This window comes from Salipiger sp. IMCC34102 (assembly GCF_004145405.1).
In the GTDB taxonomy this organism is placed as follows: domain Bacteria; phylum Pseudomonadota; class Alphaproteobacteria; order Rhodobacterales; family Rhodobacteraceae; genus Loktanella.
In genome coordinates, this window is the sequence record NZ_SELQ01000003.1 from 155,513 (window position 1) to 167,954 (window position 12,442).

The 12,442-nt window shown below is 67.6% G+C and carries 11 protein-coding genes; 6 read left to right on the plus strand and 5 right to left on the minus strand.

The window, feature by feature from the left end; translation table 11 throughout:
* Nucleotides 1-50: 50 nt before the first annotated feature.
* Both EU805_RS08370 and EU805_RS08375 read right to left on the minus strand, forming a co-directional pair.
* Nucleotides 51-1,403, minus strand: coding sequence for an aminotransferase class III-fold pyridoxal phosphate-dependent enzyme (locus EU805_RS08370; RefSeq protein WP_129763520.1), 1,353 nt, complete (start codon nucleotides 1,401-1,403; stop codon nucleotides 51-53).
* 1 nt (nucleotide 1,404) lies between these two features.
* Nucleotides 1,405-2,214: an IclR family transcriptional regulator gene (locus tag EU805_RS08375; RefSeq protein WP_129763521.1), complete on the minus strand. Its 810-nt coding sequence runs from the start codon at nucleotides 2,212-2,214 to the stop codon at nucleotides 1,405-1,407.
* A gap of 131 nt (nucleotides 2,215-2,345) precedes the next feature.
* Here EU805_RS08375 and EU805_RS08380 point away from each other — a divergent pair, with 131 nt between their 5' ends.
* Genes EU805_RS08380 through EU805_RS08405 form a run of 6 tightly spaced genes read left to right on the plus strand, consistent with a single transcriptional unit; the run spans nucleotide 2,346 to nucleotide 8,780 of the window.
* Nucleotides 2,346-3,284, plus strand: a complete 939-nt coding sequence (locus tag EU805_RS08380) for a tripartite tricarboxylate transporter substrate-binding protein (protein WP_129763522.1) — start codon at nucleotides 2,346-2,348, stop codon at nucleotides 3,282-3,284.
* Nucleotides 3,285-3,342: 58 nt separating this feature from the next.
* Nucleotides 3,343-3,879 carry a tripartite tricarboxylate transporter TctB family protein gene (locus tag EU805_RS08385; RefSeq protein ID WP_129763523.1) on the plus strand — a complete coding sequence of 179 codons (537 nt, stop codon included), beginning with the start codon at nucleotides 3,343-3,345 and terminating at the stop codon, nucleotides 3,877-3,879.
* A gap of 12 nt (nucleotides 3,880-3,891) precedes the next feature.
* Nucleotides 3,892-5,415, plus strand: a complete 1,524-nt coding sequence (locus EU805_RS08390; RefSeq protein WP_129763524.1) for a tripartite tricarboxylate transporter permease — start codon at nucleotides 3,892-3,894, stop codon at nucleotides 5,413-5,415.
* Between the two features lie 4 nt (nucleotides 5,416-5,419).
* Nucleotides 5,420-6,904: an aldehyde dehydrogenase family protein gene (locus EU805_RS08395; RefSeq protein WP_129763525.1), complete on the plus strand. Its 1,485-nt coding sequence runs from the start codon at nucleotides 5,420-5,422 to the stop codon at nucleotides 6,902-6,904.
* Nucleotides 6,901-8,139: a Tm-1-like ATP-binding domain-containing protein gene (locus tag EU805_RS08400; RefSeq protein ID WP_129763526.1), complete on the plus strand. Its 1,239-nt coding sequence runs from the start codon at nucleotides 6,901-6,903 to the stop codon at nucleotides 8,137-8,139. Before EU805_RS08395 ends, EU805_RS08400 begins: the two co-directional genes overlap by 4 nt.
* A complete protein-coding gene (locus EU805_RS08405) occupies nucleotides 8,136-8,780 on the plus strand; it encodes an HAD-IA family hydrolase (RefSeq protein WP_129763527.1) in 645 nt (214 codons plus the stop codon). The genes EU805_RS08400 and EU805_RS08405 overlap by 4 nt, the downstream gene beginning before the upstream one ends.
* 34 nt (nucleotides 8,781-8,814) lie before the next feature.
* On the opposite strand, the gene EU805_RS08410 is transcribed toward EU805_RS08405, so the two are convergent.
* From EU805_RS08410 to EU805_RS08420, 3 genes are all read right to left on the minus strand, one after another.
* Entirely contained in the window at nucleotides 8,815-10,005 is a 1,191-nt protein-coding gene (locus tag EU805_RS08410) for a cytochrome P450 (protein ID WP_129763528.1), read from the minus strand.
* A 64-nt stretch (nucleotides 10,006-10,069) separates the two neighbouring features.
* Nucleotides 10,070-11,014 carry a phosphotransferase enzyme family protein gene (locus tag EU805_RS08415; RefSeq protein ID WP_129763529.1) on the minus strand — a complete coding sequence of 315 codons (945 nt, stop codon included), beginning with the start codon at nucleotides 11,012-11,014 and terminating at the stop codon, nucleotides 10,070-10,072.
* Nucleotides 11,011-12,297 (minus strand): aspartate aminotransferase family protein, encoded by a 1,287-nt coding sequence (locus EU805_RS08420; RefSeq protein ID WP_129763530.1) that lies wholly within the window; start codon nucleotides 12,295-12,297, stop codon nucleotides 11,011-11,013. Before EU805_RS08420 ends, EU805_RS08415 begins: the two co-directional genes overlap by 4 nt.
* Nucleotides 12,298-12,442: the final 145 nt, after the last annotated feature.

Here is a 12,442-nt window from a genome sequence, read left to right on the forward strand (position 1 = left end):
TGGTGATGGCCGGGACCGCTATTGGTCTTGCGGCCTCCGGGCCCCGCCGATCAGATCGCCCGCAGGCCGGTGTCGATGGCCGCGAGGATCGTGTCGATGTGGTGATCCTCGACGATGAGCGAGGGCGACAGGATGACATTGTTGCCCGACACGCGCAGCATGACGCCTTCGGCGTAGGCGGTCTCGTACATCGTCTTGATCTCGGGCTTGCCGAGCGGACTTTTCTTCGACCGGTCCGAGACGAGTTCCAGCGCACACATCAGGCCGTGGCCGCCCCGGACGTCGCCGATGACATCGTGGCGCGCCATGAGGTCCAGAAGCCCGTCGTGCAGGCGGGTGCCCTGGGTCGCGGCATTGGAGGGCACGTCGAGGCGCAGCGTTTCCGTCAGGCAGGCGATGGCGGCGGCGGCCCCCACGGGATGGCCCGAGTAGGTGTAGCCCGACCCGATCGAGGCCTTGCCGGTCTTGTCGCTCTCGAAGGTTTCGGCGATCCGGTCGGACAACATCACGGCTCCGATCGGGAAGAACCCGTTGGACAGCGCCTTGGCCGTGCACATCATGTCGGGCTTCACGCCCCAAAGGCGCGAGCCGGACCAGGCCCCCGTGCGCCCGAAGGCGGTCACGACCTCGTCGGCGATCAGCAAAATGCCGTGCTTGTCGCAGATCGCCCGCACGCCCGGCATGAAGCTTTCGTGCGGCGGGATCACGCCGCCCGCGCCCAGGATCGGCTCCATGATGAAGGCGGCGATGGTGTCGGCGCCCTGGAAGGCGATCTCGTCCTCGATCGCGGCCAGGCACAGTTGCGCCAGCCGCGCGGGGTCGCTTTCGTCGAAGGGGTTGCGGTAGGCATAGGGCGCTGGCGTGTGGAAGCAGCCGGGCATGAGCGGCTCGTAGGCCGCGCGGAAGTTGGCATTCCCGTTGACCGAGGCGCCCAGCGTATGCGTCCCGTGGTAGCCTTTCTTGAGGCTAAGGAACTTGGACCGGCCGCCTTCGCCGCGCAGGCGATGGTATTGACGGGCAAGCCGCAGGGCGACCTCGACGCTGTCGGACCCGCCCGAGGTGTAGAAGGCACGGGTCAGCCCGTCGGGGGCGAAGAACTCTGACAGCATGTGGGACAGCTCGATCGCGACATCCGTCGTCGTCCCGCGGAAGATCGTGTAGTAGGGCAGGCGGTCGAGCTGGTCCTTCATCGCCTGTTTCACCGGCTCGCAGGAATAGCCCAAGTTCACGTTCCAAAGCCCGCCCGCGGAATCCAGCATCCGGTGGCCGTCCACGTCGGTGATGTGCACGCCCTCGGCCTCGGCGATGATCGCGGGGGCGTTGGCCTGCATGTCGCCGGGATGGGCCATCGGGTGCCACAGGTGGCGGGCGTTCTGCGCGTGCAGGAAATTCGAATCTTTCATGTCAGGCCCTTTTGGTGTCACGGGGATCGGAAACGGCAGCCCAAAGGGCCGCGAGGTCGGGCGGCACGGTGCCGCCTAGCGAAACGGTTGCGCGGGCGGCTCCGGCGCACAGACGCGCGCGAAACGACTCGAGCCGGTCGTCGGTGCCGCGCCCGCTGGGCATCGCGACCGACAGCGCGCCGATGACGGCCCCGGAGGCGCCGAAGAGCGGGGCGGCCTGGCTTGCAACCTCGGTGTCGAAGCCACCCGCCGCCCGCGCGAGCCCCGCCGCGCGGATCTCGACCAGCCGGGCGCGCAGGGCCTCGGGATCGGTGATCGTGCGGTCGGTATGGGCCGCGAGCGGGCCGGCGAGCACCGCCTCGCGCAGGGCGTCGTCGGCGAAGGCCAGCACCACGAGGCCGGACGCCGTCGCGTGCAACGGCTGCATCTCGGCCTCGTCGAAGGACACTTGCGTCCCGTGGCGCTTGGGATCGGCATGGAAGATCGGCGACAGGATCCGCCCCTGCAGCATCGAGGCGTGGACCAGCTCGTCCAGGTCTTCCGAGAGTTCCGTGACAAGCGGACGAAGAACCGCGCGCGTCGGAAAGGTCGATTCGCGCACGCTGGTCAGGCGCAGGATCGCGGGTCCCAGCCGGTAGGCGCGGGTCACGGAATCCTGCTCCAGAAAGCCATTCTGTTCGAGTTCGACCAGGTGCCGATGCACGGTGGCCTTGTCGCGCCCGGTCAGGCGCACGAATTCCCCCAACCCGATCGAGGGGCGGGTTCGGCTGAAGTAGCCCAGCAAATCCAGTGCCTTGGTGATCGTGCCCATGATGCGGGGGGCCCTCGTATCAAGAAATCAGCGGTTGGCTGCGGGGAATGATTGACAGACTCGGACCCGGGGTGCAAGTATATTTGCAACCAATGGTTCAAATAATGAACTACCTGTCCAACGGAGAGACCATGAAACATCTTGCCTTGCCTGTTGCCGCCCTGATGGCGTCCTTGCCTGTCGCGGCTTTGGCCGAATACCCCGAGCAGCCCGTCGAATTCGTAGTGCCCTTCCCGCCGGGCGACCTCGAGGACATCCTGACCCGCATGATCGCCGACGAGTTTCAGGCCGAGTACGGCGTCGCCGCGGCGGTGGTGAACAAGCCGGGCGGCGGCGGTGGCCCGTTCCCAGGCGCGGCGGAAGTGGCCGCGGCCCCGGCGGACGGCTACACGGTGGGATCCTTCGTGATCGACATCCCGCTGGTCGGCCCCGACATCGGCATCCCGGCCCTGTCGCCCAACCCGTTCGAGCCGATCGGCATCTTCCTGACCTATCCCTTCGTCATCGCGGCCGCGGGCGACGCGCCGTTCTCCACCATGGAGGAATTGGCGACCTACGCGAACGAGAACGACGTCTTCCTCGGCCACTTCGGCACCTTCGCAGTGCCCACACAGGTGACCTTCGCCATGGCCGCCGAGATGGGCTTCGAATGGGGGGCGGAAGCCGCCTTCGACGCGCTCGATTGCAACGCGCTGGCCTCCGGCGACGTGGATGTGATGAACACCACCCTGCAGCAGATCCGGCCCTGCCTCGACGATCTGACGATCCTGGCCTCGGTCGGCAACGAACGGACCGAGCTTACCCCGGATGTCCCGACCGTGGCCGAGATCACCCCCGATCTGAACATCGCCCTGTGGAACGGTTTGTTTGTCCACGCGGATACCCCGCAGGACGTGCGCGACAAGATCGCCGTGGTGGCCGAACGGGTGATGAACTCCGACGAGGTTCAGGACCTGCGCGAACAGACCGGCGCGCTGATCTACTGGCAGGATGCCGAAGAGGCGACGCAGCAGATCGAACAGGACGCCGAAACGCTGGTACGCGTGATGGAATACGTCCCCGCCGAGTAAGTCTCAGTCCCCCCGGCCGACCGCGGCCGGGGGGCAAGACCAAGGATGCCCTGGTGCCATGACCCAGACCCTTCAGGATCTCTTCAAACGCTACCGCAGGCCGGGCGATCTTCTGTTCGCGATGCTGTTCTTCGCGTTCAGCCTGTTCCTGCTGGCCAGCCTGCCGTTCCAGACGACCTGGGTCGCGCGCACGGGGCTGGTGGCGCAGCCCGCGTTCTGGCCCACCGTTTCGATCGCGGTGATGGTGCTCTTCGGCGGGCTGCACCTTTTGGGCGGCCTTTTGTCGGCCCGCATCCCGGGGCGCCTGGCCGAGGTCATGTACTGGGTGAAATCGGCGGAATACGCGCTATGGTTCCTGGCCTACGTGCTGATCCTGCCTGTGGTGGGGTATCTGCCGACCACCGTGGCGCTCTCGGTGATCCTGACCTTGCGGCTGGGCTATCGCGGGCCGCGCTGGATCGTGATCGCGGCGGTCTTCGGTGCGGCGGTCGTGCTGGTCTTCAAGGGGCTTCTGGGGGTGCGCATCCCCGGCGGCACGCTCTACCGCCTGATCGAGAACGACGCCCTGCGCAGCTTCGCGCTGTCCTATCTTTAAGGAATAACCCTCGTGGACGTTTTCCTGTCCGGCCTGGAGATGCTCGCGCGTTTCGACATCGCCCTGGCCTTGCTCATAGGCTCCATCGGAGGCGTCATCATCGGTGCGATCCCCGGCGTGGGACCGCCCGTGGCGATCGCCATCCTGCTGCCCGCGACCTTTGCGCTGCCGCCTCTGGTGGGGCTGACGCTGCTTCTGGGGATCTACGGATCCTCGATGTTCGGCGGCGCACTTCCGGCCATCCTGATCAACACGCCCGGCACGGCGGTCAATGCGCTGACCACCTACGATGGTCACCCGATGGCCCGCGACGGAAACCCGCTGCGCGCGCTGGGGCTTGCCTACGGCGCCTCCTTCGTCTCGGCGGTGCTGTCGATCCTGGCCCTCATCCTGCTGTCGCCGCTCCTGGCCAGGATCGCGCCGATGTTCGGCAGCCGGGAGATCTTTCTCGCGGCCCTTCTGGGCATCGTCCTGGTGGTGCTGGCGCACCGGGGGCAGACCTTTCCCGCGGGCATGCTCGCGGCACTCGGCATCTTCCTGGCCACCGTGGGGCTGGAGCCCGTGAAGTATACCCAGCGCTTCACTTTCGGGACCGACACGCTGGCCTCCGGCTTCGATCTGATCGTGGTGGTCATGGGACTCTTCGCGCTCAGCCAGGCCTTCACGCTGATGGCCGACCCCGAGGCCGCACCGGACACCAAGCCGATCAAGGGCAGCCTCTTTCGCGCGATGCTGGAGGTGTTCCGCTTCAAGCGCATCGCCGCCGCCGGGTCCGGGTTCGGCGTGCTGATGGGGATGATCCCGGGCGTGGGCGAGTTCACGGCCCAGTTCCTGTCCTACACTTATGCGCAGAAAAGCTCGAAGACGCCCGAGCAGTTCGGCAAGGGCAGCCCCGAGGGGCTGGTGGCCTCCGAATCCGCCAACAACGCCGTGCCCGCGGCGGCGATGATCCCGCTGCTGGCACTTGGCATCCCGGGCGAGGCGCTGACGGCGATGATGCTTTCGGTCTTCTACGTGCACAACGTCGTGCCGGGGCCGGGACTGTTTCAGAACCAGCTGGACCTTGTCTACGCGCTCTACGCGGCCTTGCTGATCCTGAACGTGATCGTTGTGATCTTCCTGATTTTCGCTTCGAACTGGCTCTTGCAGATCATCCGCGTGCCGACCCGGTTCCTGGGCCTCGCGATCCTGATCCTGTCCTTCGTCGGCGTCTACACGTTGCGCAACTCGGTCAGCGACTGCGTCATCGCGGCGGGCTTCGGGCTCTTCGGGGTGATCCTCAAGCGCCAGAACCTGCCGGTGGTGCCGATCATCCTCGGGATGGTTCTGGGCGGGATCATGGAGACGAAGCTGCGCTCCGCCATGGGGCGGGTGCGCAGCCCTCTGGATTTCGTCGACCGTCCCATCGCGGGCTTCCTTGCCGCGGTCATCGTGCTTTTGATCGTGGGCCACATCTGGGGCGTGATCCGAGAGCGCCGCCGCGGCCTGCCCGAGGACGCGCACGACCACGACATGCACCACACCCAGCAAAGGTAGACCGATGCTCGACCACACGACACTCGACCGGCTGCGCGCGACCCCCGTCGCGGAAGGCCGTCACCTGATCGACGGCCAATGGGTCGGCGCCTCCGACGGCGCACGGATGGAGGTGATCTCGCCGCTCGACGGTCAGGTCCTGACCACCATCGCCGCCGGCACGGACGCTGATGCGCAGGCCGCCTGTGCCGCCGCGCGACGCGCCTTCGACGACGGACGCTGGTCGGGTCTGGCCCCCGCCGCGCGCAAGGCGGTCCTGCTGCGCTGGGCCGCGCTGATCGAGGCGGAGGCCGAGGCGCTTGCCGTGCTGGGCGTACGCGACAACGGGACCGAGATCGGGATGGCGCTGAAGGCCGAACCACTCTCCGCCGCCGCGACGATCCGCTATTACGCGGAAGCCGCCGACAAGCATTACGGCCAGATCGCACCGACCGCCCCCGGCACGCTGGGACTTGTCCACGCGGAGCCCGTGGGCGTGGTCGCCGCGATCGTGCCCTGGAACTTTCCGCTGATGATCGGCGCCTGGAAACTGGGTCCGGCGCTGGCCGCAGGCTGCACCGTCGTCGTCAAGCCACCCGAGACCGCGTCGCTGACGCTGTTGCGGATCGCCGAACTGGCGCAGACGGCGGGCCTGCCGGACGGGGTGCTGAACGTGGTCACCGGCGCGGGATCGGTGGTGGGCGAGGCGCTGTCGCTGTCGCAAAAGGTCGACGTGGTCACTTTCACCGGCTCCGGTCCCGTGGGGCGGCGGCTGATGCAGAATGCGGGCGCCTCGAACCTCAAGCGGGTCTATCTGGAACTGGGGGGCAAGTCGCCCAACATCGTCTTTGCCGATGCGCCGGACCTGGACGAGGCGGCCAAGGTCTCCGCGGCGGGAATCTTCCGCAACTCCGGCCAGGTCTGCGTCGCGGGTAGCCGGATCCTGGTGGAACGCGGCATCCACGACGCCTTCGTCGAAAAACTGGCGGCTCAGGCCCGTGCCACGGTCGTGGGCGATCCGCTCGATCCCGCGACACAGGCCGGTGCGGTCAACAGCGCGCGGCAGCTGCAGCAGAACCTCACCTTCGTGGAGGAGGCCCGCGAACAGGGCCGCACCGTGATCGGCGGAAACCGCATCCGCGAGGAAACCGGCGGCTACTTCATGGAGCCCACCATCGTCACCGGCGTCGACCCCGCCGACCGCTTGGCACAGGAAGAGGTCTTCGGCCCCGTCGTGGCCGTGATCCCCTTCGACACCGAGGACGAGGCCATCGCGATCGCCAACGGCACCGACTACGGCTTGGCGGCTGCGGTCTGGACCTCTGATCTGTCCCGCGCGCACCGCATGGTGGCGCGGATCCGCGCGGGCGTGGTTCATGTGAACACCTACGGCGGGGCGGATCTGACCGTGCCGCTGGGGGGTGTCGGCCAATCCGGCAACGGGCACGACAAGTCTCTGCACGCGCTCGACAAGTTCCTCAACCTCAAGACCGCGTGGATCAAGCTATGAGCGGGCCCGAGCGCACCATCCTCCTCGTCGGCACCTTCGACACCAAGAACGACGAGCTCGACTACGTGGCCGGTATCATCCGCGGGCAGGGCGGGGCGGTCCTGACGATGGACGTGAGCGTGCTGGGTGATCCGCAGGCGCCCACGGACGTCTCAAAGCACGACGTGGCGCGGGCCGCGGACAACGACATCGACGCGGTCATCGCCGCGGGTGACGAGAATGCGGCGATGCAGATCATGGCGCGCGGCGCGGCGCAGCTGACCGCGCAGTTGCACCAGGATGCCCGGATCGACGGGGTGCTCGTCATGGGCGGCACCATGGGGACGGACCTGGCGCTCGACGTCTGTTCGGCCCTGCCGCTGGGAGTGCCGAAATACATCGTCTCGACCGTGTCGTTCTCGTCGATGATCCCGGCGGAGCGTCTGCCGGCGGATATCCAGATGATCCTCTGGGCGGGGGGGCTTTACGGGTTGAACTCGGTCTGCCGCGCCTCGCTGAGCCAGGCGGCGGGGGCCGTGCTGGGCGCGGCCCGCGCGGTCGAACCGCCGGACCGTACGCGCCCGTTGATCGGTATGACCTCCTTCGGGAAGACCGCCCTGCGCTACATGGTGCCCCTGAAGCCCGCGCTGGAAGACCGCGGTTTCGACGTGGCCGTCTTCCACGCCACCGGCATGGGCGGGCGCGCCTTCGAAAGCCTGGCCGCACAGGGCGCCTTCGCCTGCGTCTTCGATTTCGCCACGCAGGAGGTCGGCAACCACCTGTTCGGTTCCAGCGTCACGGCGGGCGAATGCCGCCTGACCGCTGCGGGACGTGCGGGCACGCCGCAGTTGGTGGCGCCGGGGTGCTACGACCTCGTCGACCTGATCGGCTGGCAACCGGTGCCGGAGGCGCTTTCGGACCTGCCGTCCCATGCGCACAACCGGTTGCTGACCTCGGTCGTGCTGGACGCGGATCGGCGCAGGGCCGTGGCACGTGCCTTGTGCGATAAACTGTCCGAGGCCGACGGGCCGACCATGATGCTTCTGCCGACGGGCGGCTGCGGCGAATGGGACCGCCCCGGCAACGATCTGCACGACGCGGCGGGCCTTTCGGTCTTCCTGGACGAGATGCGCGCCTGCCTCCCCGAGGGCAAGGTCCGAGAGGTCGAAGCGCATATCAACGACCAGGCCTTCGCCGATGCGGCACTGGCGGTCTTCGACGCCTGGCTGGCGGACGGCACGGTGGCCCGGCCATGAGCAAGGCACTCGTCCTCGACTTCGGTGGCGTGATTTCCCGCACGCTGTTCGAGACCCACGATCTGACCGAGGCGGCGCTGGACCTCGCACCGGGCACGCTGACCTGGCGCGGTCCGTTCGATCCCGTAAGCGATCCCCTGTGGCAACGCATGCAGGCGCAGGAGATCACCGAGCGGGACTACTGGCAGCATCGCATGGCCGAGACGGGTGCCCTGGTCGGTGAGACCTGGACCGAGTTTCCCCAGTTCGTGGGCCGTGTCAGGGGCGCGGACCCCGCCGCCGTCATCCGGCCCGAGGCGCTCGATGCCATCGCTGCCGCGAAGGCGGGCGGGTGCAGGCTGGCGGTCCTGTCGAACGAGCTCGACCTTTTCTACGGGATCGACTTTCGCGACAAGTTGCCGTTTCTGAAGGATTTCGACGCGGTGATCGACGCGACCTACACGAAGATCCTCAAGCCCGACCCCCGCGCCTACGGGTTCGTGACGGAGGCGTTGAACCTCGCGGCCGCGGATTGCGTCTTCGTCGACGACCAGTTGAAGAACGTGAAGGGCGCGCAGGCGGTGGGCATGGACACCGTCGCCTTCGACGTGACGGCCCCCGCCGAAAGCTACGCCGCGGCCTTGTCGAAACTGGGTCTCTAGGCCCGTCCGGTGTCAGACGTTGCGGCGTCGCGCTTCACCCTTTGGGGGTGAAGCGCACGTTCAGCTTGCGCGGCGCGCGGAACTCCCAACCGTTGAAGACCACCGCGTCGTCGCCGTCGAGCCGGATGTCGGTGAGCGCGTCGAGCAGGACCCTCAGGGCGATCTCGATCTGGGCCGCGGCGAACCAGCGACCCGCGCAGAAATGATGGCCGAACCCGAAGGTGGCAGCCCCCGCCGCCGCGCGGTTGATGTCGAACCGGTCGGGATCGTCGAAACGACTTTCGTCGCGGTTGGCCGAGGCCAGCACCGCTGTGACCGGCGCGCCTTTCGGCAGCGTGACGCCCCCCAGCTCGGTATCCTCGAGCGGGATGCGGAACTGTGTCGCGATGGGCGCGACCCAACGGATGCCTTCGGTGACGGCGCGCGGGATCAGCGCCTCTGGATCGGCCATGACCTGCGCCATCTGGTCGGGGTTCTGCAGCAACCCCACCAGCGTGGTGCCCGCCCCGTGCCCCGGTTCCTGCATGCCGCCCAGCAGCGTGACCTTCAGGGTGGGAAGGATGAAGTCGTCCGGCCGGGTTTCACCCTCCGGCATGTCGTGATGCAGCATCTGCGACAACGCAGTCGTGTCGGGCTGCGTCCGCAGCCGCGCCAGCAGGGGGGCCACCACGGCCTCGATCTCGGTGGCGACCGCGTCGTTCAGCGCGGTCTTGGCGGGATCGTTCTCGAAGTTGGTGGCGCCGGCGGACATGCCGTGGAACCAGCGGCGCAGCGTCTCCGCGTCGATATCCTCGATCCCCAGCGACCGGGCGAGCGCCAGGGTCGAGATCGGCTCGAAGTATTCCGACATCAACTCCGCCTGGCCCTTCGCCTGGATCTTCGACAGGTAGTCCCGGGCGATGGGGGTCACGAGCGCGTCGATGAAGTCGGCGACCTTCTTGGGCCGGTAATGCGGCTCGAGCCCACCGCGCAACGCCTTGTGGGTCGGGCCTTCGGCGCTGAGGATGTTCGGCCGGCCGAAGGCGCGGTCCACCGGGGAGGCGTCGGCGTCGGCGGTGAAGAGATCGGGTGACTTCGTCACCGTCTGCACGTCGTCCCAGCGCGTCACGAACCAGACGTTGGCGGCCGGAACGTAGGCCACGGGAAACTCCTCGCGCAGGCGGGCGTAGATCGGGAACGGATCGCGGTCGAGCTCTTCGATGGTGATCGTCTCGGGGAACGTCATGGCGTGATCTCTCCTGTCGTTTCGGTCCGGCGTCCGGTTGGGTCCGCCGCGCGATGGCATCTGTCTATGGGCGTCGGTGGTCGATCCAGTGCTGGAGGAGGGGCCGCGCCTGGTCGATGAACCGACGGTTGCGCGCGCCCGTGGGATCCTCGGCCCTGCGGGTGATGTTCCAGCCGACGTAGGTCGCGGCCCTCAGGGCGAGGAACAGGTCGAGGCGGGACAGGTCGACGCCGCGCAGATCCGTGTAGCTTTCCAGCAGGGCGGCCTTCAGGGCAGGGTAGTCGGGTGCGGTCATGTGCTTGAACAGCGCGGTGGCGATGTCGAACAGCCGGTAACCGTAGCCGCCGTCGTCGAAGTCGATCAGCGCAAGCCCCTCGCGTCCGACCAGCACGTTCGCCGCGACCAGATCGGCGTGGATCAACCCCGTATCGGCCTCCGCTCCGTCTTCGCCCAGCGCGTCATGCGCCTGCGTGCGGAACGCCTCGAACAGGGCGCGGTCCTCGGTCGTCAGGCCGGGATTGCGCCAGAACCTGTCCCAAAGCGGCATCTCGCCCAGCAGGCCGTCACGGTCCCACCTACAGCGCCGAAACCCCGGCGGCGGGGTCCAGGCGTCAGAGGCAGCGTGAAGGCGCGCCATCTCGGCACCCAGCGCGGCGAAGAGCTGCCGGCGGGTATCGGGGGAGGCGGCATCGAGCGCCTCGGCGAGTGTCTCGCCCTCCAGCCAGGTGAGCACATCGACCTGGACCCCGTCCACCACGTGCAGGAGAGCCCCGTCGGAGGCAGGCACCGGGGCGGGGACACCGATCCCGGCTGCGGCCACGGCGGCCATCCAGTCCAGTTCCGAGGCGAGTTCGGCGTCGCTGCGATAGCCCGTGCGATGCAACCGCAGTGCCAGCGACGTGCCACCCCGCGTAACCCGGTAGACCGCGTTTTCGCGGGCGGCGATCAGTCGGGCCTCCGCCCCCGAAAGGCCCCAGAGCGAAAGCGCACGGTCGAGCGTGCCGCTCATCCGGTGACCTCTTTCAGAACCTCGTCGAGCGTATCCATGAGCAGGTCGACATGCGCGATCGAGAAGGTCATCGGCGGCCGGATCTTCAGCGTGTTCTTGTGCCGGCCCAGCTTGGAGTGGATGATTCCACGGTGGCGCATGGCGTTGATGACGCGGTCGGTGAAACCGGTCGCGGGTGTCTTGTTGCCGTGATCCTCCACCATCTCGGCGCCGAAGATCAGGCCGGAGCCGCGGACGTTGCCGATCACGTCGTGTTTCTTCGCAAGCGCATCCAGACGGGCACGGGCGTGATCGCCAGAGGCGCGCGCGTTGGCCAGCAGGTCGCGATCCGCGATCTCCTCCAGGACCGCCATGGCCGCAGCACAGGAAACGGGGTTGCCGCCGAAGGTGTTGAAGTAGCGATAGCCCTTGCGGAACGTGGCCAGCAGGTCGCGGTTCGCCACGACGCCGCCCACGGGATGCCCGTTTGCCATAGGCTTGCCCAAGGTCAGGATGTCTGGCACGACGCCCATCTTCTCGTGCGCCCACATGTGCGTACCGGTGCGTCCGAAGCCCGATTGCACCTCGTCGCAGATCAGCAGGCCGCCGGCCTTGCGGACCACCTCGGCCACGGGTTTCAGCCAGCCATCGGCGAGGTCCGGGAAGCCTTCGTTCACGAAGTAGGGGCAGATGACGAGGGCGGCGAAGCCGGTGCCGTCCTCCTCGAGTTCCACGATGCGTTCCGCCACCTGGGCTGCGAAGATCGTGCCGTCGAGGTCGGGGGTGCGGTAGCTGTCGGGCGCGTCCACGAAGCGGAAATACTGCTCCAGCCCGAAGCCCACCGTGGGCACGTTCGACTTGCTGAGTTGGCTGACCAGCGCCGTGTTGCCGTGATAGGTCGCGTCGGTCGCGATGATCCCGCGGTTCCCGGTCGCGGCTTCCGCCATGCGCAAGGCGATATCGTTCGCCTCGGACCCGGTGCAGGTCAGGATCGCCGTGTCGAGCGAGGCATCCATGGTCGCCGTCAGCGCCTCGATATAATCCAGGATCCCGTCGTGCAGATAACGCGTATGCGTGTTCAGCGTCCCGGCCTGGCGGCAGATCGCCTCCACCACGCGCGGGTTGCAATGACCGACATGGGGGACGTTGTTGTAACAGTCGAGGTACTTGCGGCCCTCGGCGTCCCACAGCCAGACGTCTTCGCCTTTCACGAAATGCACCGGGTCGTCGTAGAAGGTCGAGACGTTCGGCCCCATCAACCGGGATCGGTCGGCGATCAGTTGTTCGAGACTGCGGGCCGTCATGCGAAACTCCTCTCAGGTCACTCCGGCACGCGGTGGCTGCAGCACCGCACCGGCGCCCGTCGGATCAGACCCGCAGGAGCGGACCGACGGACGTCAGACCGGCGCGCCGGGGTGGCCTCGCCGATCGGACAGCCGGACCGTGGCA